8 protein-coding genes are annotated in these 24,229 nt (G+C 56.7%); all 8 read right to left on the bottom strand.

Going from position 1 to position 24,229, the window contains the following annotated elements:
- Window positions 1-280: 280 nt before the first annotated feature.
- Window positions 281-1,984 carry an isopeptide-forming domain-containing fimbrial protein gene (locus BGLCM_RS02260; RefSeq protein ID WP_044084613.1) on the bottom strand — a complete coding sequence of 568 codons (1,704 nt, stop codon included), beginning with the start codon at window positions 1,982-1,984 and terminating at the stop codon, window positions 281-283.
- Window positions 1,985-5,191: 3,207 nt separating this feature from the next.
- Entirely contained in the window at window positions 5,192-6,364 is a 1,173-nt protein-coding gene (locus tag BGLCM_RS02250) for a Cna B-type domain-containing protein (RefSeq protein WP_006294973.1), read from the bottom strand.
- Window positions 6,365-6,668: 304 nt separating this feature from the next.
- On the bottom strand, window positions 6,669-7,655 hold the full coding sequence (locus BGLCM_RS02245) for a class C sortase (RefSeq protein ID WP_238548611.1): 987 nt from the start codon (window positions 7,653-7,655) through the stop codon (window positions 6,669-6,671).
- A gap of 256 nt (window positions 7,656-7,911) precedes the next feature.
- Window positions 7,912-9,420: an isopeptide-forming domain-containing fimbrial protein gene (locus tag BGLCM_RS07940; protein ID WP_052295108.1), complete on the bottom strand. Its 1,509-nt coding sequence runs from the start codon at window positions 9,418-9,420 to the stop codon at window positions 7,912-7,914.
- A 998-nt stretch (window positions 9,421-10,418) separates the two neighbouring features.
- A complete protein-coding gene (locus BGLCM_RS02230; RefSeq protein ID WP_006294977.1) occupies window positions 10,419-14,759 on the bottom strand; it encodes a SpaA isopeptide-forming pilin-related protein in 4,341 nt (1,446 codons plus the stop codon).
- 700 nt (window positions 14,760-15,459) lie between these two features.
- A complete protein-coding gene (locus tag BGLCM_RS02225; protein WP_006294978.1) occupies window positions 15,460-18,156 on the bottom strand; it encodes an Rne/Rng family ribonuclease in 2,697 nt (898 codons plus the stop codon).
- A gap of 743 nt (window positions 18,157-18,899) precedes the next feature.
- Window positions 18,900-23,432 (bottom strand): hypothetical protein, encoded by a 4,533-nt coding sequence (locus BGLCM_RS02220; RefSeq protein WP_148401463.1) that lies wholly within the window; start codon window positions 23,430-23,432, stop codon window positions 18,900-18,902.
- A 549-nt stretch (window positions 23,433-23,981) separates the two neighbouring features.
- On the bottom strand, window positions 23,982-24,229 hold a 248-nt coding region (locus tag BGLCM_RS02215; RefSeq protein ID WP_044084607.1), incomplete at its 5' end, for a zinc ribbon domain-containing protein.

The following is a 24,229-nucleotide window of genomic DNA, read 5'->3' as shown; positions in this document are numbered from 1 at the left end:
GACACCAGCAATCAAATTTACACAACCCCATGTACAACGGCAACACTGTACTTCCACGGTGCGTCCCGCGGCGTGTCGGGCTGCTTTTTTGTATTTCCGCGTGCCGTCCATAACCGCCGCAGCCCAGCAATCCGGCCGATTCATCCACGTTATCACGCAAAAATGGACCGGTGCCCTCCCATCAGGTCGCGGGAAAGCACCGGTCACAATATGGACGCGTTTGACATTATCAGTGCATCAGCTCACACCGACGCACCTCACATCAACGCGAAAACTACACTCAGGCGTTGTTGCGACGACGCAGCGCGATCACAAGACCAGCCACAGCAGCCGCCACAATCACGGCACCCGCCACATAGAACAACGTCGTACCCATACCACCCGTCGAAGGCAGCTTGGTTCCTTGCGAGTTGACAATCGCGCCCGACACAATGCCTGTGCTCGGATCAGCATTCCAACCGGCTTGGGATACCGTCAGCTCCGTGATGGTAGCTGCACCACTATCCGTACCATGCACGGCCTTGATCGTGAATTCAACGTCATCAGCCTTGTTGAAGCCTGCTGGAGTCTTGGTTTCCTTGAGGATGTACGTACCCGTATCAAGGTCCTTGATCACAAGCTTGCGATCATCAGCAGGAACGGTGAATGGGCCCTGCACCTCGGTGGTGCCGTCCGCCGCATACAGCGTGAACTGAGGCATGTCATTGGTAGGGGTGTCAACAGTCTTGCCGTCAGCACCCTGGAATTCCTTGGTGATGTCGAGCTCATAGGTGAACACTACAGCCTGCTGCTCAGGCGTGGTTCCAGTGGATCCTGCACCACCCACATTCGGGCTGGAGGAGAAGGTCAAATCAGCATAGTTTGGGTTGCCGGGGTTGCCGATTACGGCATTTTCGTTCAGCGTGGCCTCATATTCGACCACAATCTTGGTATCAGCGGTAATCAGAGGGTTCGGGACATTGGCCTGCCCCGTAGTAGCAGTCACGACTTTCAAGTTGTTCGTGGAAATCGTGAACTGGTTGCCGGCATGAGGCGTGGTCACTGGCGTCGTGTCACTCACAGTGAATCCGTTAAGTTGCGTCTTGGTCTGGGCATTGCCCGTACCGTTGACGGCGTACACCTTGACCGTGGACGGATCAAGCGTCAAACCATCGGACAGCGTATCGGTGAACGTATAGGAATACGAAGTGAAGGTGCTATACGTGCTCGGCAATGTACCAGTCAGCTTGAAAGGAACTTCGTCACCGAGACCATAATCCGCACCGTTCACCCAATCCTGCATAGATGTGGTTGGAGCGCCGCTTGCATCTTCATTGGTGTCATTGTCCTTGACCTGTTTGGTCAACGTCACGGTGCCGTTCTTCAACGTGATAGTCAGAGGCGCTGCACCCAACGTGTCAACCATGTAGTTCGACAGCACCTTGCCCGTGGGGTCACCAGTAGCGGTCTGGTTGAACAAGTAATAGCCAACCTGCGCAGTAATCGTCTTGGTTGCATCAGTTTGCTCGAACGAAGGCGTTGGCGCAGACGTAGTGGACATGAATCCCGTGGCGAATGTCTTGATATTGCTATCGTTAAGATTCTTCGTCAAGTATTCGATGATTTGTGCATCGGTGACCGCATCAGTGAACTGCGTACCGCTGCTGCCAATGACAGCATTAATGCCGTTGATAATGGCGGCCTTGTAGTCAGGGTTCACCAAGTAGATGAACGAATCGCCCGACTGTGACTCGATATTGAGCAGTCGATAGCCTTCAATCATGCCGCCAGCCACAGCCCCTTTTACGGTAATTTTGCTCGTGGTCGTTGAGGCTGTGCCTGGAGTGCCACTAATGGTTGGCACCGTTGTTGCTGTTGTAGCGGAATCTGTCGGCGCTGTTGCTGGTGCATCTTCAGCGAGCGCGCTGTTGACACCAACAAGTCCAGCAAGGGTGAAGGCTGCGCCGGAGACCGCAGCGATCGTTCCTTTCAATAGCTTGTTCATAATGTTCCTTGAGGCTTGCATGATCAGGAAGCAAGCCTTAGGCGGCCCACCCCCAGCATCATGGCGGTCCACGCTTGGCGTCAAGAAGATACGGTTCCGAACCAGGCTTGGTACCCGATCTGGTACCCGATGCACTGCACACGATCTGCAAGGTGCAGATCCTACGCTGGTGTGCCCAACCATAGATGGAGAAAAACGTGTAAAATCCCCATCCGTTACGTGGCCCCAGACTCCACATAACGTCTTCGCCACCCATTGTGAATCATTTCCCCCTCTGTTCACTGCACCCTCAGCTGCCAGTGTAAGAATCCCAGCTCATTACACCCATTATTTAGCCACGCCCCTCCAACTCGCCCAACCCCCCCTTAGGCCTCCAGCAAACACCCACCCCAACTCTTCCCCACCCCCCACCACCATCCCCCATCACTCCACGACCCGTCCTTCCCTTCGCGCCCTCCAGCCAATCCCACCAAACCCAAACCCCCCCAACTTCCTACCACCCCACCAAGCAAAACCACACTTCCCAACCCCAAAACCGCATCTCCCCTTACCAGCCCGGTCAGGAAAACTACACTTCCCACCCCAAAACCGCATCTCCGCTGACCAGCGTGGTCAGGAAAGACACGCTTCACCACTCAAAACCACACCCCCGCTGACCAGCGTGGTCAGGGAAACCCACCTCCAACGGAAAACGCACATCCCCGCACGCCCACCAGGCAGGAAACCAGACGGAGGCGGAATAGATCGGAATCGGGATGAGGTGACTCCACTAGGAAAACAACGCGCCTCATCTCAAACGCGCATATCCTCTTACCAGGCAGATCAGGAAAAGCGCACTTTCCGACCTAAAACCGCAGCCCCGCTTACCAGCCCGGTCAGGAAAACCACACTTCCCCACTTAAAACGCATCTCCGCTGACCAGCGTGGTCAGGAAAGACACGCTTCACCACTCCAAAATCGCATCCCCTCTGACCAACCCAATCAGGGAAGGCACATCTCCGTGTTCCAAACCGCATCTCCGCTGACCAACCCGGTCAGGAAAACTGCACTTTCCAGCACGAAACTGCATCTCCGCTGACCAGCGTGGTCAGGAAAGACACGCTTCCCAGCACGAAACTGTACCTCCGCTGACCAACCCGATCAGGAAAACCACACTTCCCCACTCAAAACCACATCTCCGCTGACCAGCATGGTCAGGAAAGGCACCTCCGACAGAAAACGCACCTCCCCACACGCCCAATCGGCAGGAAATTAGACGGGGGATGGAAGAGATCAGAATCGGGATGGAACACCTCCATGAGGAACACAACGCGCCTCACTCCAAAAACGCATCTCCGCTTACCAACCTGGTCAGGAAAGGCGCACTTTTCGGCCCGAAACTGCATCCCCGCTGACCAGCATGGTCAGGAAAACCACACTTCCCCACTTAAAAATGCATCTCCGCTGACCAGCCCAGCCAGCAAAACCACACTTCCCAGCACGAAACTGCATCTCCGCTTACCAGCATGGTCAGGAAAACCACACTTTTCGGCCCGAAACTGCAGCCCCGCTGACCAGCATGGTCAGGAAAACCACCACTTCCCCACTTAAAAATGCATCCCCGCTGACCAGCGTGGTCAGAAAAGGACGCGCTTCCCAGCACGAAACCGCATCTCCGCTGACTAACGTGGTCAGGAAAACCCACCTCCAACGAAAAACACACTTCTCCCCACGCCCAATAGGCAGGAAACCATGCGGGGATGGAGTAGATCAGAATCGAGGTGGAACAGTTCCATGGGGAAACAACACACCTCACTTCAAAACCGCATCTCCCCTTACCAGCGTGGTCAGGAAAACCACACTTCCCCACTCCGAAATCGCATCTCCCCTTACCAGCCCGGTCAGGAAAACTGCACTTCCCAGCACGAAACTGCATCTCCGCTTACCAACCTGGTCAGGAAAACCACACTTTTCGGCCCGAAACTGCATCCCCGCTGACCAGCATGGTCAGGGGAGGTGCAGTTGCGGCCAAGAACGTAGCGCGGTTGTACCACCGTGGTACGGAAACGAGACGAGTTGGGGCAAAGAAGGCGAAGATGGGATGCGTTTGTACCACGGCGGAACAATTACGGTACGGATTTTGACGAGTTTGGAACGCGTTCGTACCACCGTGGTACAACCACGTGCATTTTCGAGCGAAATCCGTAGCGCGGCTGTACCACGGTGGTACAAACACGACACAGATTGACTCCTCGCAAGTGAATCCGTACCGCTTCTGTACCACGGTGGTACGAAGACGATACAGGTACGGGGTCCAAGAGAATCCGCAGGACTCCGGAGGGATCCATCAGGTTGAGGAAAAGAGAGAAATAGAAAGAAAGAGACAGCAGGAGGAAGCAGAAGGGAGAAGGAAGAAGGGAGAAAAGAGAGAAAAGAGAGAAAAGAGAGGAAGAGAGAACGGAAAGAAGAGGACAAAGCGAAAGGAAGAGAAAGGAGGAAAAGGAAACAGGGAGCAGGAAGAGGAGGAACGGGAGGAGAAAAAGAAGAGGAAAAGAAGAGGGAAAGGGCGAAGAAGAAAAGAGGAAGAGAGAGGAAAGAGGAAAGAACCGGAGAGAAAGAAGAGGAGGAACGGGAGGAAGAAAAGAAGAGAAAAAGAAGAGGAAAAGGGCGAAGAAGAAGAGAGGAAGAGAGAGGAAAGAGGAAAGAACCGGAGAGAAGGAAGGGGAAGAAGGGAGGATGGGAGAAGAAAAGGAAAGAGGAAGGAGAAGAAAGAGAGGAAGAGGAAAAAGAGGAAAGAACCGGAGAGAAAGAAGAGGAGGAACGGGAGAAGAAGAAAGAGAAGAAGAGGAAAAAGAGGAAAGGAAGAGAGAGGAAAGGGACAAAGAGGGACAGAGGAGACAGGAGAAACAGGAACAGAGGAGACAGGAGAAACAGGAAGGCACCGGAAGAAACAGGAGCAGCAGGCAGCAGAGCAACGAGCAACAACCAAAAAGAAAAAGGGGCGTTCTGGGGAAGAACGTCCCTTTGATGCAAACTGCAGTTTGCGATGCGGCCCCGTGGATCTCATTCATAGGGGGAAGGGGTACTCCACGGGTCGCCAATCCAGAGGATTGCGATCAGGTTGCGTTCTGCAGGAAATTTATGGAAGAAATCCATTGAAGAAAACCTGCAGAAGGGGATCCGCAATCCACGAGCCACTATATACCCCAGCGGCCCAAGCCGATCGCATCACTGCTTATTTTTCGCTACGCGCCGAGCTTCCACAATCAGCAGCAGCGCCAGGAAGCACGATGCCACGGCCACGAGCGCAATCAGCGCCACGTTCGCACCGGTCTGCGCCGGCTTCTCCGGCACCGACGGCGTCGGCGGCGTCACCGGCGGCACGGCGGGCTTCGTGTTCGTCAGCGTGAAGTACGCCGTGTTCGGGCCGTCCTTGGTTTCCGTCACCGTCACCTTGTAGCCCTCAGGCACGTCCTTCTCGCGCACGGAGTAGTCCATGTATTCGGGCAGTGTGTCCCAGTCGTATTCCCAACCGTTGCTTTCGTTGAGCTCCACGGTGTCTATCAACACCATTTCGTCAATACCGTTATCGAGGTTCAGGTAGAGTTCCACGGTCACGGACTTCGGTCGCGTTGCCGGATCGTCGTTCTTCCAGACCTTCTTCACGTGGATCGGATCGACGCCCGCCCACAGGTTCGGCTTGGCTTTCACGCTCAGGTGGCGCGCTTCCTCGCTGGCCGGCATGGCCGACGGCAGCGACACGAGCTGCGCCGAGTACACGAGTTCCGGCACGACATCGATCGGAGAGACAAGGAAGAACACGCCGTCACCCAGGTCGCTGAACGTCACCTGTCCGTTGGCGTCGGTTTCCGCGGTGCGCGCGTCGCCCGCTTCAATACGCTTGGCCAGGTTGTCTCCATAGAATTCGCCGTTGACTTTGAGCGTCTGGAACAGCGTGCTGTTCAGTCGATCCCAGCACAGCGATGCAAGTTCATATTCGGTCGGCTCCGTCGTGGCAGCAGCATCACCGGAAGCAGCAGCATCACCGGAAGCAGCAGCGTCCGTATCCGCCACCGCACATCCGCTCGGCTTGAGCATGCCCGAGATGTTGATGCCCTGCTCGTCTTCATACTTCTGGAACATCGGCGTCAACGTCAGATGGTCATACATCGGCATTTCACCGTTCCATTCAGCCACCTGGTACAGGTAGTAGTTGGAATCGGCGACGGGCTTGTCTTCATGTTCGTACGTTACCGTCACGCTGTTCTGCCCCGACTTAATGGAGCCGGTGCTTTCGTCAGCAAATGTAGTGGGTGCGGTCAGGCCGCAGAACGCCATTGCCGTCGACATCATGGCAGCCGTCACCAACCATGCTCGGCGAGCCATAGTGGTCTTCGTCATAGTGTGATCCCTTCCTTGGGCCTTGACCTTGCTTCAAGTCTCAGCCGGCGGTTTCTCGCTCTCTTGAGATTCGTTTGTTGCTATATGCGGTGTGACAGAGCCGCCTTCGGCCCGAGCATGCAGTTTTCCGTACCCTCGGATCCCGCACTCTGTTACGAAACACTGGTTTCAACAGACCTCGGCATTCGCACGCCCGGACGCACAGAGCCACACCCTGATAGTTATGCTACTAGCGTACCCGCTTTAGAGCAATCTGTCACGTCACTTCACGGACACTTCATGTTTTATTCTTATTTATTTCCGTTCAGCGCTCATGGGCATGATGAGCCCCATTGGCATCGCGTGACTTCTTCTTGGCTTTGCGACGGATCAACCACCAGACGAGCAACGCAAGCACGAGGAACACGCCGGCAGCGATTGCGATAGCCATGTTCGTCATGTCCTGCGCACTTGGATACTGCACATCCTTGGCCGTAGGCGGCGTTGGAATCGCATGGCCGCGCACAAGCAGGCGATGCGAGTTGACGCCGTATGGCGTGCATGTGATCAGCGTCAGATAATCCTTGCCGTCTTCAATCGCAAGGTTGTTCATGTCTCCAGGCAGCACCACATTGATCTGATCAACCTGGTACCAATGTTCGTCATCGAGCACAGTGACCGAGAACTGGTCACCTTCTTTGAGCGTGTCCAAACCAGTGAACAGCTCGGCACTAGGCAAGCCTGTATGCCCCGAAATCGCAGCATGCGTACTCGGACCACCCACAGGCAGCGACGAGCCTTCAAGATGTCCTGCAGCGATCTGCAGCACTGTTTCTTCGGTGCCATGGTAGATCGGCATGCGCTGCTCAAGCTTCGGAATGCTGATGTAACCCATGATGCCGGTACCCGTCACGTCGAGTGTCTTCTCGTAGTACTCGTGTTCAGCGTCGCTAGGCTGGAAGCGGTTCGGGAAGCTCAACAAGTCCGTGTTGTATTGCTTCGCGCCTTCAAGCAGCTTGGCCTTGTTCTCAGCAGACATGTCGTTGACCTGCTCCACGTAGCTGGCCACAGCGCGTGACGAGTGCAGACGGTTCCACCAGTCGGCGAACGAAGGGTATGCGAGCACGCCGATGCCACCGAGCAGAGCCAACGAGCAGATTGCGATCATGATGTTCATGAACGCATTGCTCTTCTTCTTTGGCGTTTGTGGTGCGTCAGCTGTTTGTGTTGCAGCAGCCTGTGAATCCTGGTCAGGCTGCACGTGGCCCTGAGCTGTTTGGTCCACTGGTTGCTGATCAGGTGTTGGGCTCACTGCGTTCCCTTTCAATCCGTCATACCGTGCATTGCACTATGCTGCGCGCTCCGCTGGCGCAGGTCAAAAAAAATCCGCAGACGCACAATACAAACATTGTGGTCTGCCCCCCTTGAGTCTACTGCAGCACAGTGCTGCAATCCATAGTGTTCACAAGGGTTCCACGATTGCATAAAAGAGCGGATGCCCTACCGTGTTGGTAGAGCATCCGCTGTAAGTCAGTCACCAATCATTGATTGGATCCTTGATACCTGAATCAGGCGTTGCGACGCTTCATCGCGAGGGTCAGGCCCAGACCAGCGAACAGCACGATAGCCGCACCAGCCGTGTACAGAGCCACAGTACCCATGCCACCGGTCTCGGGGAGCTTGTTACCACCCTCGTTCAGAACGGTAGCAAGTGCTCCATTAGTGCCCTGAGTCACACCATCGCCGGTGACGACCAAAGCAGCGGTCGGCTCATCCGCAAGGACATCGTGGGTCGGCTTAATGTCGAACGTGATGTCGTCAGCCTTGTTGAAGCCTGCAGGAGTGTAGGTCTCAGTAAGCGTGTAATTACCCGCGTCGATGCCCTTGACACCGAACTTGTAGGCACCGCTTGGCTGCTTCGTGACAGACAGAGTATACTGCGCACCAGTGCTGTTGTTGGTCAGCTGGAACACCGGAAGATCGGCGTCATTGGGGTCGATGCTGAATGTCTTCGTACCATCGAACTCCCAAGTGAAGACCACAACCTTGTCATCCGGAGTGGTACCGCGGTCACCTGTGCCCTGCGCATACGGATTATTTGAGAAGGTCAGATTGGCGGTGTTCGGGTTGCCAGCAGTACCAATGACCGCATTGTCGTTCAGCTCCGCATTGTAAGTGACTACAATCTCGCTATCAGCAGTAAGGCTGGCAGCAGCGGTGCATGCCTTGAGGTTAGCCGTTGCAATCGTAATCGGGGTCGCCGCGGTCACCGTGAAGCACTCGGTGAGATCGGTGGCGCCAGACTTCACTGCGACAGAATCTGCTTTGAAGGTGAGGCCAGCGGACATCGTATCGTTGAACGAGTAGTAGAAGGTCTCATACTCGTCGTATTCGGCAGGAAGCGTACCAGTCAGTTGGAAGGGAACGGTGTCACCGATGGCGTAATCGGCGGAGTCGTTCATTTCGTTCTCGCCCTGACCCTCAGGAGCGTTGGGATCACCGTTGTCCGCGACCTTCTTCTCCAACGAGACGGTACCGTTCTTCAGCGTAACGGTTGCTCCGTTCTTACCGACATTGACAACCAAATACTTCGACTTGGTGTAGGTGTCGTCCTTGCCGAGTTCAGTCTGCTCGAAGAGATAGTATCCCTGATTAACCGAGGTCGTCTCATCCGTAATCGTCGGACCGGCAGTCGGAGAAGCGGCCTTGAAAGCCTTCGCGAAGGTCTCAACGTTGGCAGAGGTCGTCAGGTTATTAAGAACGAGCTTGATCAGATCAGCATCCGTAGCATCATCAGGAACACTCACAAGTTTTTTGAGGCCAGCGATGAGAGCACTCCTGTTCTCGGCGTTGACGGCATAGACGAACTTGTCGTCGTCCCTCGTGGCACCGCTATTCTCGGACGTGATGTCGAGAATACGATAGCCAACGAGCTCGTCGCCGGCAACGAAGTTTGAAATGGTGACAGTAGCATCCTCGCCAGTTGCCGCATATGCGGTGGAAATGCCGGCGAAGCCGGTGGCGAGCATTGCCGCCGATACGCCGAAGGCAACGATTGCCTTGTTGAGCTTCTTCATGATTCTCCTTAATTGGTTCATCTGTGTTTACAGGTGGAGCCTTGTGTGCACATTTGCGGAATCATCTCCTCGGGAGAATCTGAGGGTCTGATTAACGCCGCTTCGCGCCGTCTCCGCTGGTGCTTCACTTCTCGATGTCCAATCAACTTCAACCTGGTAGGTCTTGGTTGACCGGGACGAATCGCTTCGCCGCTTCCGGAGAATTTCTCCGGCCCCTTCGTTGAAATCCAGGAGGATTTCTCCGGTGCACACATCGGAAATGCAAGTTGCGATTCTCAGCACATTTGTGTGCGCTTCGTTTCGCTATGCGAACCGAAGGAAGTTGTGCTTCCCTCAATCCGCTCTCCGTCTTGAGTTTTGCCGAGCGACGAATCTCTCTGCTGAGAGCGATTCCGTCGGCCACATGTTTGAGTCTAAGCTATGAGATTGAACTTTGCAACCTGAGACCAAGTATTTTTTCAAATTTTCACAAGTTGATTGCAGTTGTTCGGGAGAAGTTGTCTAACTCTCGTGCGGGCACAATCGTTCCTATTACTAGGCACAGTAAACTTTCATGCCTATCAAGGTAAGGATTGTGGAAGGGAGAAGATGAGAGGGGCGCATGTATGGCCATGAGGCCGGGGCATGCGCCCCTCTCCCAAAGGAGGTTGATTACTCAGTAACCAATAGTAATCAACCGATTGCTTGATTCGCAAAGCAATATATACAATGCCACACGCGTCAAGAAAATTCCAGTGATTTCACCAATCGTCACATATCCTTCACATAACGCCACAACAACCTCAGAAAACGTTGATATTCCAACGATCTCGCCCACCCACAAACGACCGGTGACTGCATAATCGGCTCAAACTCGAAGCCAATTAACCTAGTCGCACACACCCCACAAACGACTGATGGCCGCAAGAGCATCAACTCTTGCGGCCATCAGTCATATCAGCCAGGCATCAACCCAGACGAATCAACCGATCACTCGATTGCCCGTCCGAGCCACGAGGTCACACACGACGACGATTCACGATCACCGCGCACCCCATGCCCATGAGCAACACCAGCGCACCCGCCAACATCACCCACACAGCCTGTCCATCGCCACCCGCCGACGGCAGCACGACGCCGGGCTCGTTGCGGATGGAACCCAAATCCCAGTTCAACTTGATGGTTTCAACGGTTTCATTGGTATCGGGTCCGACCGTGAACTTGTGCTCGGTGGCATCGAGGTAGTATCCGTCAGGCGCCTTGGTTTCCACCAATTCGTAGCTGCCCCACGGCAGATTCTTGATACTGAACGTGCCATTGAAGTCATATACCACGTTCCCACCAGTCGCATTCCACGCTGCTCCATCAGCAGGAAGCGCCTCACATCCAGACTTACTATTGCAATCCTCGATATTCAGGACAACTTGATCTTCTGTGCCCTTCTTATAAGTCAGCGTCCATTCAGAACCAGCAAGGAGCTTCGAAGTATCCTCCGCGTCGACCTTGCTCCAGGTAACACTACCAAGGGTCCTCTGGTTCTTCAAGGCCCCGATTTCGATGTTCACATCATTTTCATTGGTACTGGTGGTATCGATCTTGAACGGGTATCCGTTTTCAAGGAGCTCGTAGCCTGTCGGGGCCTCGATTTCCTTGAGTACGTAGGAACCGGAGGGCAGTTTGCTGACCTTGAACTTGCCCTTCGCCGGATTGGCATCGTAATACTTCTGGTTCGCATACCGCGTGGCGCACGCCGCCGCGTCATTGGCGACGCAGTCCTCGATCAGCTGAATCGGCTCGACCTGGACGGCTCCGTCAATCTTCTCGTAGATACCCCATTGGGATCCGCCGAGCAGTTCGTCGTTGTCGGCATCGGTCTTCTGCCAGCTGACCGTGGTCGGCGAATCAGCAATCCAGCCGACAGCACCGACAATGGAAGGCTTCTGGTCGCCGATCCATTCCACGACGCCGTCCGTAATCGTGAACCGATACCTCGTCGGATTGATCGTGTAACCGGCGGGGGCCGTCTTCTCCCACAGCGTGTACGTGCCGTTCTCCAGAGCCAGCGAGAATTCGCCGGGCCGTGAGTTCTGATCCATCGGCGTGGAATCCTTGGCGGCGTCACGCATCTGCGCCTTGCGCGCGCGCAGGATCGTCTCGGCGCCGACCTCGTTGAGAGGCTTGGACGAGACATGTAGGTCCTGCTGTGTGAACATGGACTGCGGCGCGACGCTCAGCGCCTTGGCCCGTGAGGGGGTCACGGCGGCACAGCTGGGCGCACCCACGGAGAGCTCACCATTCTGAATCATATACGCCCTCATATTGCCCATCGCCTTGACGGCCGTGTACTTACCCTGCGTGCCCCCCGGTGGTTCCAGACCGGTGAACTCATTCGTATCCGAGAGGCTCATGGCGTATTTCTTTTCGCCATTGTGGTCGTCGCTGATGATGAAACTGAACTCCTTGCCGCTGCCGAAGGGCAGATTATACGAATACCAGTTGTTCCCACAGGAGTCGACCGGGTCCATGTACGGGGCAACACCCCACTCCGGCCCACTTTCACCAGGTGCATCATACCAGTAGAACGTCGGCTTGGCGCCCGGCCACTGGATGTAGACCGTCAACGGGTATTGGTTGGGGGCGACGAGGAAACGAATCGTCTGCGTCTTGCCCTTGCAGGACACGGTGACGTCTGCGGTGCCCTCTCCCTCGGCGTGCACGGTGCCATTCGCATCGACGGTCACGACACCGGGGTTGCTGCTCGTCCATGTGAAGGTGGGATGCAGATACGCCGGTTCGACGGATGCGGTCAGCTTCACGGTATCATCGACGTTCATGTCGATGGTCTCGTTCGGCGCCACTACATCGTTGCCCTTCTTGACGGTGAGCGACTCAACCGTCGCCTGCGTGATGCGCAGCGGAATCGTCACTGAAATCGGGTTGCCGCTCGCGTCGAGATCCACGGTCGTGACGGTGATGTGCACCTGCACATCGTCCCCCGGATACTCGGTCACGTTGATGAGACCGTCATTGACGTGCACCTTCTCGTTGTCCGAGGACCAGGTCACTTTCTGCACGGCACTCGCCGGCAGCACGGTCGCGTTCAGCTGCAGCTGCTGGAACTCCGCGACATCGACGACGGCGCCGATCTCGCCGGTCTCGCTGTCCGCGACCAGCGTCTCGCCGTGGAAGACCTTGAGGCCCGCAACAGCCAACGTATTGTCAGTGATCGTCCACGATTCCGAGTCGCCGTCCTTCTGCAGGTTCCATTCGGAGCCCTCAAGCCCCTTGTAGGGCTGGCTGGACCCCTCGGCATACTTGCCCCAGTTGACGAGGCCGCCCTCGGTCGGGTTGACGATGCCGATCGGGTTGGACGAATCCGCGGGGGACACATTGGCCAGTCCCTTGTCTGCATTGTCGCCGGTGAGCGCATTGCCTTGGCCGTCGTAGACCGCCTTGATGGCGGTATTGGCGACGTCACCCTTGTTCGCGGCGTTGATCACGTAGATGTTGTCGTTGAGCTTGTATCCGGTGACCGTCTCGATTTCCCGGATGTAGTAGTCGGCACCGGGCACGAGCGAATTGACGCGGAACTTGCCGTCCTCGAGGTTCCAATCACCGGAAGGGATGTTGTTGTCCGCTACGTTTGGATAGATGCCGTTCGAACGGTTCTTCGCGTCCTCCAGCGATCCGTACACACCCCAACGGGTGCCGCCGAGCAGCTTGCCGCTCTCGTCCACCTTGTTCCAGGCGATCGTCGAGCATTCGCTGTGCAGCGAACCCGTCCACGGGAAGTTGTGGCGTTCCTGGTCCATGTCGAGGATTGACGCGGAATCGCCTTCGCCGACGCCGGGACCGAAGTTTCTGGCCACGCTCGGGTTGTACATCATGAAGTCCTGGCCGACCCAGACACGGCCGTTGGTCGTGACATGGTCCTCGAAGGAGCCGTTCGGCACCAGGATGCTGCCGATCATGGCCGCTGCGGGATCGTCGTTGACGGTGACTTTCTGGTCGTTCGGCTGACCGGTATTGGCCCAGGCAACACCTTGGCCGTCGGTCACCACGCCACCTTCGATCTTGAGGTAGCTCGTTTCGTAGAAGTTCCACATGATCGCCTGGGCCGCACGCTCATAGGCCTTCTGGATGGCGGGATTATTGGACTTGAGGTAGTAGCCATTGCCAATCTGCAGGCCGTTCCACCAGAAACGCCAACCGTTATGGAAGGAGATTGGAGCGGAACCCGACACGTTGACGATGATGGACGCGTTGTCGGGGATGTTCTTGAACATGAACGACGTGCCGTTGTAGTCGTTACCGTCGGCAAGCTGCGAACCATCCAGGAAGAATACGATTGTCTTCGCATCGGTGTTCTTGCCATCGAAGACGATGAGCTTCTCGCGCTTCCCGCCATCGTTCGAGAAGGTGATGTTCGCGCCGATGTACACGCCATCGTCGCTGTTGTACTTCTTGTAGGTATAGGTGCCGTTCAGGCTGCCGTTGTCATACGTACCGGCATTCTCGACTTTCGGTGTGGCGGCGTCCTCGGTGGCCGGAATCGCAGCAAGCGTCTGGGAGAGCTTCTGGATGGTCTCCGTGTTGTTCGTGTAATCCGCGGTTGCGCCATTGGCACCGTTCAGCTTGACGTTGGAGAGCGGATTGGACTGGTTCCACAGCACCTGTGAAGCAGGTACGTCCGCCGCGTTGTCACTGTATACGGAATCGAACCACTGGTTGCTGTAGTCGTAGACGGTCTGGCTCTTGTTGCCGCTGATGCGGGCATCGTAGTTCCATTCACCGCTCTTGAGCGTACCGACCCAACCACGGGCGTTACGGCCCCAGCCTAACGCATTCGTATCCACGGTCTGGCTGCCGTTGTTCGAGGTTCCCGTGAGGGTGATGTTGGAATTCGTTCCGGCCACGACGAGCGCATCGCTGCCGGCGGCCGGGCGGTACTGTGCACCGAAGCCGACGATGCCGAAGCGGAAGCCGCGATTGCTCCAGGAGGCCTTCTTCGAGTTGATGGCCAGCTTGCCGCCCACGAGGGTCGTGCCTTCGGCCTCCACTGCGTACGAGCCGTTGATCTCGTTGCTATTCCTGCCGTAATTGGTTATGCCCGCCTTAGGGGCGCCCACATACATGTCGCGACCGACCCACGTGGCCACGCCGGTGTCGACGGTACCACCATCGGTGCCGTCACCGAGCGTGATGTCCTCTGGGACGCAGATTCCCGCCACCGGGTCATTCGCCTGTGCGGTCCTCGGCAGCAACGCAGGAACGGCGGTGGCGAGCATCATGGCTAGGGCCGTTAGGGCCGCGTAGACACGTGGTTGCCGCCTCAGCGCACCTGTTGTGTTGTTGGTCATTCGGTCTCCCCTCGAAACCATGGTGTTGTGTGTTGAATTGGATTGCTGCGAGTGTTCATCACGCAGTCATGCAGAAGTGACGGCAGGACTTCCTTGCCTGCCGTCACGTTCACGCAGCAATGCTGACTTCACCTTGCGGCTCAGCCACGTTGCCCTTCTAGACATTGCGTTACCTCTCCTTGGTAGTGCAGTGCTCTCTCTGCAACCGTTCGCACGGTCTTTGCCAACAGAACGCTTCCCTGCGCGATCAAGGCACTCGGGAGCATGCAACCCCCGCTATTCATTCCTCAGCGAACAATCTGGGAACGATTTTACTACTGGCGAACAGTTAATGCCACCCATTCTAGCGATTTGGATTGTTGCGGCGAAGGACTTTCACAGGACTTCCCCCTATTTGCTCGACCAAGAGGAACCCCAACATGTACTGCGATCACGCACCTTCGCGCCTATCTGCCCTACTTAACAGACGCGCTGCGCCCCACATTCCCGCGAATCGTGAAAATATTGCACATATTGTGCACAATCGCACCTCTCTACCTACACACTCGAACGCAACATGTTGATTTGATTGGGATTGTCGATGAAACAGCCATCATATTGCGGTTCCGCATGCTGGACAGCATACGAAAAAGCCGGCAGCAGGTTGTCAGTTCAACCCGCTGCCGGCTTTCTCGTTATAGCCTAGTGCAAACGTTTGCGTTTAGTTTTCTTCGATGCTTTCAATCGTGACTTCGGCCTGCTCCGCTTCATCCATCGCGTCCTCGGCTTCCTCGGCATCGCTGTTCGCGGCCACTGCCGCCGCCGCAATCTGGGCCAGCTTGGCTTTGACCGATTCACTCGATCCCTTGGGAGCATGTACGGCCGTGCCCTGGCCATGCTTGTTCGTCTTGATGAACGGATCGCCGCCCTTCAACGCATATGGATCTTCAAAGTCGGCTGAAACCGTCGGCTCGTCATGCACAATGAACCCACGACCCTTACACGTCGGGCATTCCTCGGAGAACGCCTCAACCAAGCCCTGGCCGATGCGCTTGCGCGTCATCTGCACGAGACCCAGGCTCGTGACCTCGGCCACCTGATGCTTCGTGCGGTCACGTGCCAAGCATTCAAGCAATCGGCGCAACACCAAATCTCGGTTGGCCGGCATGACCATGTCCACAAAATCAATCATGACCATGCCGCCAATATCGCGCAGACGCAGCTGACGCGCGATTTCTTCGGCCGCTTCAAGGTTGCAGGCCGTGACGGTTTCCTCAAGCGAACGGCCCTTACCAATAAAACGGCCTGTGTTCACGTCAATCGTCGTCATAGCTTCGGTACGGTCAATCACAATCGAGCCGCCGCTCGGCAGATACACTTGACGTTCCATGCCCTTGCGCAGCTGCGAGTCAATCTGCCATTTGTCGAACACATCCTTGCCCTGGTGCTCGGCAGGATCCCACTGCTCCAGCTTGGCCTTCAAGTCAGGTGCCATTGTGTCCAAATACTCGGCAATACGCTCGTAGACGGTTTCGCCTTCCACAATCAGCTTTGAGAAGTCGTCGTTGAAAATGTCACGCACCACGCGGATCGCCACATCAGGCTCGCCTTGCAGCAGCTTGGGACGCTTGCCGTTGCGGAACTCCTCACGCTTGGCTGTGATGTGTTCCCACTGGTGCATCAGGTTTTCAAGATCCTTCGTGATTGCTTCTTCCGAAGCGCCTTCAGCAGCAGTACGGATGATTACGCCCATGTCTTTCGGAGCGACCTTCGCCACAATTGACTTGAGCCTGGAACGTTCATGTTCGCTGAGCTTGCGGCTCACGCCCGTCATGCCGCCCGACGGCACGAGCACAAGGAAACGGCCGGCCAATGTGACCTGGCTCGTCAAACGTGCGCCCTTGTGGCCGATCGGGTCTTTCGTGACCTGCACGAGCACTGGGTCGCCTGAACGGAACGCATGTTCAATGCGGCGCGGCTGGCCTTCAAGACGCGTTGTGTCCCAGTTCACCTCGCCCGCATAGAGCACGCCGTTGCGCGCCTGGCCAATGTCGACGAATGCGGCTTCCATGCTTGGCAGCACATTCTGCACGCGGCCCAAGTAGATGTTGCCTACCGTGGCCACTTCCTGGATATCGGAGACATAATGCTCCACCAAAATATTGTCTTCAATCACCGAGATCTGCGTATGGCGGCCACGCTGGCGCACGACCATCAGACGGTCCACGTTTTCGCGGCGTGCCAGGAAGTCCTGCTCGAGCAGCTGGTTCTGGCGGTTGCGCTCACGACGGTTGTCACGGCGGCGCTGCTTCTTGGCCTCAAGCCTCGTGGAACCTTCCACATCGGTGATTTCGTCCATATATTGCTGCTTGCGCGAGCGCCGCGTGGTGGTCTGCTCGTCTTCAGCGTTCTTGGAACTTGACCGGCGGCGACGGCGGCGACGCGTGACCGTGGCGCCTTCGTCCTCATCATCTGAGGACCGGGCACGGTCCGCGTTATCGGTCTCATCGTCTGCCGCAGTGTCTTTGGTCTGCTCATTGGCAGCATCATCGGCATCCTGCTGGCGGTTGCGACGGCGGCGACGGCGCGTGGTCGGCTGCTCCTCGTCGTCTTCCGCAGTGGCGGATTGCACCTGGTCCTCATCGGATTGTGCCGCAGCGCTCGAACGGCGGCGACGGCGACGCGTAGTGCTGCGCGCCTCCTCTTCCTCTTCACGCTCACGGTCTGCGCGGCCACGCTCGTCGCGGGCATGCTCATGCGCAGCAGATTCACCATTGTCTTGCGTTTCACGGTCGGCACGCGATGACTGGCCGCGACGGCGGCGGCGTGAAGGGCGCGGCTGATCGACCGTGTCGTCGTCGATTGGCGAATACGTGATGTCGTCGAGTTCGAGATCTTCCTCAATTTGCTCGACTTCGGCGGCGGCGCGCCGTTCCTGAGCGTTCAGGCGACGGTGGCGTGAGGAGCTACGTGTGGGTTCGCGGAAATCATCATGATGCTCTGATGCACTTTCGGAACGGTCCTCGTGCGAACGCGAGTGCTGTGCGGGCAGCACCGGCTCCTGGAACAGCAGTGAAGTCATGCCACGGGCCGCACGCGGCATGGCAGGCAGCGAATCGAGCACGTCGAGTGCAAGGTCGGGCACGGCATCATCGGACTGGGATGCGGCGCGGCGCGGCGCAGTTGGCGGCTCACGGAACGTCTGCTCATGCTCACGCGCTGCGGAACGGCGGCGCGTGCGGCGGCGCGGCTGGGATTCCTGCTCATCGCTACGGTCCGCAGTGGCGGGCGGGGCTGGAGGCGCGGGCTGATCGGCCGTTTGCTCAAACGCGGGAGCCGGGCTCGGCGGATCGAGCAGTGCATGGTCTTCAACCTTGAGCTGCAGTTGGGCGCCGGCAGCTCCGGCACCACGTACCACGCGGCGGCCTGTGCGGCGGCGGCGCGGCGTGGAAGTGGCCGACGACGTGGCCGCAGTCGCAGCGGAACCGTCAAAGTCAGCTGTGTTGGCCGAAGAAGCGGAAGAAGCGGAAGTATCGGAAGAAGAGGTCGTCACGGAAGTGGGCTGGTCGGCGTCGGTGTGATCGAAGCCATGTTCTGATGTAGCGGGCACAATGCTCCTCACGGCATGCTGCAATCATGCCGCAACGTCCTGGCCCCAACGGTCTCACGCCACGCTCTCACCGTGGCCGCATCGTGGAGGATGCACGTTGGAGGCAATCCAAAAGTCATCATCATGCGGAAGCGGACACCGGCGCTCGGGAGAGCCTCGTCACTGAACCTGAGTGCTCTGCCGCGAGGGGATCGACGCCTCCGGATGGGCAGCGGCTTTGCAGCGCCGCTGCCGTCTATCTTGCCTGTGCGCGGCGACATTACAGCGACATTGGCCAAGCGTTTTTTCTCGTGATTGCGTGGGAAATTGAGTCAGAGCGTGATTGAGGTGAGAAGAGGGGATGTGAGGGGGGTGCGAGACGCTGCAGACAGGCCGCATAGGAAGGCGCATAAGAAAAGGAACGCTTCCGGCAAGATAGGGGAAGAAGAACCGGAAGCGTTCCGTGATGGGGATATTCATGGTACGTCTGTTGTTAGTCGCCTACTGCGAGACTGCTGCCGTGAACCTGTGCGTGCGGTCACCCGCATTAACACAGACGCAATGCAGTCTAGTCAGTAATCGCTCGAATTGCCACCCTCCTGCAAGGCGCGTCGCAACATTGCGAGCGCGATGACCGTCAATACGAGGCCCACGGCCACGGTGCGCCAGATGAATGTGGCGCCTGCGTTCGGCAGCATGACGCCGGGAGCGGGATCAGGATCAGGATCGGGCTGTGGGTTGGGGTCCGGGTAGTTGCCCACGTACATCGTCATACCGCCGGGAGCGATGCGCGCGGCGACTACGGTCTTGGTTTCGTTGGTTTCCGGATCCTTCACCTGTGCAGTCAGCTTGTCGGCCTCAGGGGCATCAGAGAAGCGGATCATCGTGACGGAACCGTCTTGAGCGCCCGTCTCGCTGTTTTGCACGTTGTAGAGTTCAAAGTCGATTGTCGAGCGCAGTGCCTTGTAACCCGTGGGCGGCGTCACCTCTTCGAGACGGTACTGCACATTGACACCGTTCGCATAAGGCACGAGCGGGATGTTCTGCCAGACCACGCCGACTTCATCAGATGTGAAGAGGTAGGCCTGGTCGGAATCAGACTCGGATGGCGCCCAGTCGTAGGTGCACCGGTCGTCTGACGGTTCAGGCTGCGGGTCCGGATCAGCTTCTGGCTCAGCGGGGCACGAGCGCGTCAGATAACGGTAGCTGTCGTCGAACTTGCGTTGGATGTTGAACTTCGCGCCCGACAGTTTGGTCTCGTAGTCCACGAATTTTCGGACCGTGTCAGTATTGTCAGGGTCGTTGGGATTGGCGGGAACATTGTCCCACTGCTCCGTCTCAGCCTTCACTTTGACGATGGCGGGGCCTGCCGTGGGTGAGTTGTAGTAGTCCACGAACGTGGAGTTCGAGAACAAGCCCGTGATTTCACGGTTCCACAGGCTTGCATACGTGACATGCGAACCGTTTGCCTGCTGTCGCTGCGATTCCATTAAACCAAAGCCATAGTCCTGGTAGATGTCGATCTTGCTCCAGCCTTCATCGGTGTACAGGCGCATCTTGCCCTCACCGTCCCCCATGGTGGGCAATGAATCGTTGGCATTGCCGGCATTGCCTTGGCCGGCACCAGGCACCGCATCACCATCAGGTGAGGATTCACCATCACGCGCTTCGCGAGCAAACAGGTCGCCGTCAATTGAGGCCATCTGCTGCATCACATACGGACCCGTGGTTTGAAAACGTCCGTTGCCCGACTGGTTTGGGTTCGGCTGGTAGTCGAAAAACGTGGTGGCCGCGTCAGGGGCGAACTGCAAATACGTCACCATCGCTTCATGCAGCGTGGTCGTGGAGTCGGAGGAGATGGCCGTGTGGCTCGTATTCTCGCTGCGCTTGCCCCAGGGAGCCTCTCCGAACTCGTCGGACGAGGCCAGGAATTGCGCGAACTTGCTGAATGTTTGCGCGTCGTTGACACGCAAGCAGGAAGCCACCCAACGCAATGTTTCGTCAATCGCGTCGTTGGATGCGAACATGTTCAGCGTTTTGGCCAGGTAGCCCACGCCGTTACCCACGAGCACGCCGTTACGGTCGCCACCCGCGTTTGCATAGATTGCTGTGGAATCCACGGCCACTTTGGATTCGGCAATGTTGATCGCGTATTTCTCACCATCCGGGTTCACGGGTGCTGTGATTTGACGCACCACATATGTGCCTGTCAGCAGTTTCGAGAAATACAGCGCGCCATCGTCTTTGATCGGGTTTTCCTGATCGGACGCCGGCAGCGTGTGTTTCAGGCAGCGTTGCCCTTCAGCGTTCCTGGCCACAGGAATCGTGTATGTAGCGTCACCGATTGTCACCGTGATGTCTCCAGCCTGCGGGTTCTGCGTGCTATCAGCCGATTGCACGCTCTGGTCAATCAGATACGTGCCAATGTTCCCGACGCGCTGCCCTGTTTGCCGATCCACAATCCATGCGGCATCGGTCAGCAGGCCGTCGCGCTTGGGATCAGGATTCAAGTAGATCGGCACGTTCGTTTGCGAGCCGTCCGTAGAGTTGCCCAAGTAATACATGACCGGCGACGAACCTTCGTCTTGGACAGGCGTTTCGCCCACATGATACATCGCGAACCATGAGCCGTTATAGGCATCGTTGTCATCCACACCATCGGTGCGGCGCGGCATCTCGCGGTACACATGGTTCTGCACAATCAGGCGGTTTTCAACGTTCGGCACCTTGATTGTGGATCCCCATTTGACGTCGAACCCCATGAATTCGTCGTCCTTCAGCCCCTCCACCGAGTTGCGGTGTGAATGCACGCGCCAAGTGTTCTCTTCCTTAGCGCTTGCAATATCGTGTTCCTCCGTCCAGAAATAGCCGACGTAATACTCAATTGAATCGAGCGCTTCAAGCTGCTCGCGCGTCACACCTTGATTAATGGCCTCTTGGCAGGAGGCCAGGGGCTGTGTGCCGCCACTGGTTGCGCACACCTGCAGAATATCCGCGATTTTGCCCGAGTCGCCGCCAAAATAGGCTTCCTCGACATACGAGTAGTACTGCGTCGTAAAGCCCGGCAGATTCGAGAACAATCCCTGCATGCCGTTGGCACGCGCCGTGAACTCCGGGTAGCCACGCCTCACGCCGTCCATCATGCCAGTCATATATTTGACCGTTTCCACGGCACCCGACACGCCCTTTTGAGATGCTTCCTTATATCCCATATCGGCATTGCCGTATACCGGAGTCCAGTCGCCGCCCTCTTGCAGGTCCGTCCACGCGGCGCCGTTACGCTTGAGCACAACGGCAAATAGCGTGCCTTCCGATTCGTATTCACCCGCGTTGTTCAGCGTGTAATACGGTTGCGGTGTGGGTTGTGAGTCACCATTGATCAGATACAAACTGTTCGTGGCCGTCACGAGCGAGCTCGGCGCCGCCCACACTCCCGTGCCGTACGGGTCACGCGACTGCAGCATGTCACCCGCGAAATACAACACGGCATCATCACTGACCGTGCGGTATCCGTCCGGCACATACAGCTCACGCAACACGAATTCCTCGCCCAGCAGTTGCTTCAACTCACCTACCGAGAGGGCTCCGTTTTCATTGGCAAATAATATTTCTCCAAAATCGTCAGTAACAGCTTTGTACGTGGGTGTGAACAACAGATTCTGCTGGGCCTCGTCGGCATAGACGTTGCCCGTCTGCTGATCCACCACGGCTCCAGCAGGCCATGCCACGTAATCATTGTCCGTACCGTCTTTGAGGTACCCCACCACGGGCAAACCGTTGTCGTCGTATTCCTGACGCCCATGGTACGTAGCGAACACGGCGCCTTTGAGCGGATCGCCATACTGGTCTACTTTGTACAACGACGTCACGGGGATATCGACGAGATTGTATTCGATATGCATGTTCGATTCGCCGCTGCCACGCTCCAAGTAATAGAACTTCAGCGTATGCGATGTCTCATCGGCGAACGTGGGATCCGTCGTGGACCACTCGACGCCTTGCACACGGCCTGCATCCTCAAATTTGCTCTTCAGCGTGCCCTCGAACCGATTGTTGACCGTGATATGGCCGTTCACAAAATCGATGGCCACGGACGCTTCATTATGCAAGCCACCCAAATCGGCCACGAGCACATCGTCAACGAACACCCACACATCGTCGTCACCAGAAAAGCTGAATGTTGTGCGCTGTTTGTGCTGTGCATCGGCGAAACCACCGTTGCGTTGCACAAAGCGCGCAATGATGTTGATACCAAAGAAATGGTTGATGTCTCCAGCCTGGCAACCGTTGCCCTCACTGCGATGCCCTGCAATTTTTGCGGGGGCGTCAAATGGGAAGAATTGCCCATCAAAACTTTGGGAGCATGAGGCAGGCTCATTCATCAATATGAACGAGTTCGTGTGTTCATCGAACTGCGCATAGTGCTTATTGCTGTTGTAACTCAAATAGCCGTCTTTGGTATACGAGAACAGGTTCTTGACATTCGCATAGGTGGCACGGCCATCAGGCACTTTCGTCAATGGATTGAACAGATAGTCCAATGATTCGTTACGGGCCTGCTCGGAAGTGCCGGGCGCAAACCCGTTCTCACCAGACAGCTTCGGATAGCCATAGCTCAGCAGATTCGACACAATGCCCGGGCGCACATTGGCGCTATTCGTGTATTGGTTGAATTCACCTAAACCGTTGCCATCGCCCGAATTACGCACGAACTTGAACGCATGACCGGCGTTGATCGCTTCGTCACTGTTCGTTGGACCGCCAGGGCCCACATGGCCCCATCCTGGCGTTGGGGTATCGCGGCCATTGGCCACTTCCCAATAGTCAAACAGATTGATAACCGAACTCGACGGCGACACCGTGTCGGTTTTCGTAGTGAATTCCCCGTCAGGTTCCCCATTGGCGGCGTCTCGCGCGGCAGCGTCGGCTGCGCGAGCGCCGTTGGCGTTGGTATTCGTGCTGTTTGCAGTGCTGGTGCCGGGTGCATCACTGGATTGCGTGATCGATGATGGTGCATCATCTACCACTTCCACACCACGAGCCGGGCACGTTGACAGGCACAGCACCGTGGCGAGCGCGAGCGCGACCACATGGGTTGTGCGCATACCAATGTTTTTGCATACCATACGTACCCTATGGAACAACAAGTGCATAGTGTTCGGCTTGCCATGTTTGGCCATGTTCCCCACCCCCAATGCGGGTTGTGTGACCCCAACTCCCCAGCTGACGTCAAATGTGCAGTTGCCGGAATGTACCGAAGTACGGATTATCCCTTCCATTGCCCGGCTGAAGAATCCACTACGTTATGGATTCATCCCCATGTCAGGGGCCCGCTGCGCTAAACCCCACCCCTGAGGCTTAATGCTGCAGGCTATGTAAATAGTCATCCCCACAATTATTCGCTCGTAACGAAATTGCGATATGGCCAGTCTAGCCGAAATTGACGCGAAAATGCGAGAGCGCTCCATATATGGACATTAATTTTTCACAACTCCATACAGTCAATTGCAAATATAGTGACGCATTGGTATGTGCAGGCAACTGGGTGGGTGAAAGAAAATTGACATCCTCCCCCGCCTGTAGAGGCGGGGGATTCCTTGGCCTCGCGGCCTAGGGTTTCTGTTTCACAGACTACGCTTCGCACTACAACGTGATTAGTTGTTGTGGTGTTTGCGTTGGTCTCCGCAGACGTTCACCGCAAGCCCTGCGGCGAGGATGTTTTTCGCGGCGTTCACGTCCCTGTCATGGGTCGTGTGGCAGTGCGGGCACGTCCATGCCCTGACGTTCAACGGTTTGCGGCCGGTGTTCTTCCCGCAGGTCGAACAGATTTGGCTGCTGGGATACCAGCGGTCGATGACCACGATGTCGCGTCCGTACCATGCGGCCTTGTACTCCAGCATGG

Source organism: Bifidobacterium gallicum DSM 20093 = LMG 11596 (assembly GCF_000741205.1).
In the GTDB taxonomy this organism is placed as follows: domain Bacteria; phylum Actinomycetota; class Actinomycetes; order Actinomycetales; family Bifidobacteriaceae; genus Bifidobacterium; species Bifidobacterium gallicum.
The sequence above is the reverse complement of the archived record's forward strand: the minus strand, read 5'-3'. Positions and strand labels throughout refer to the sequence as shown.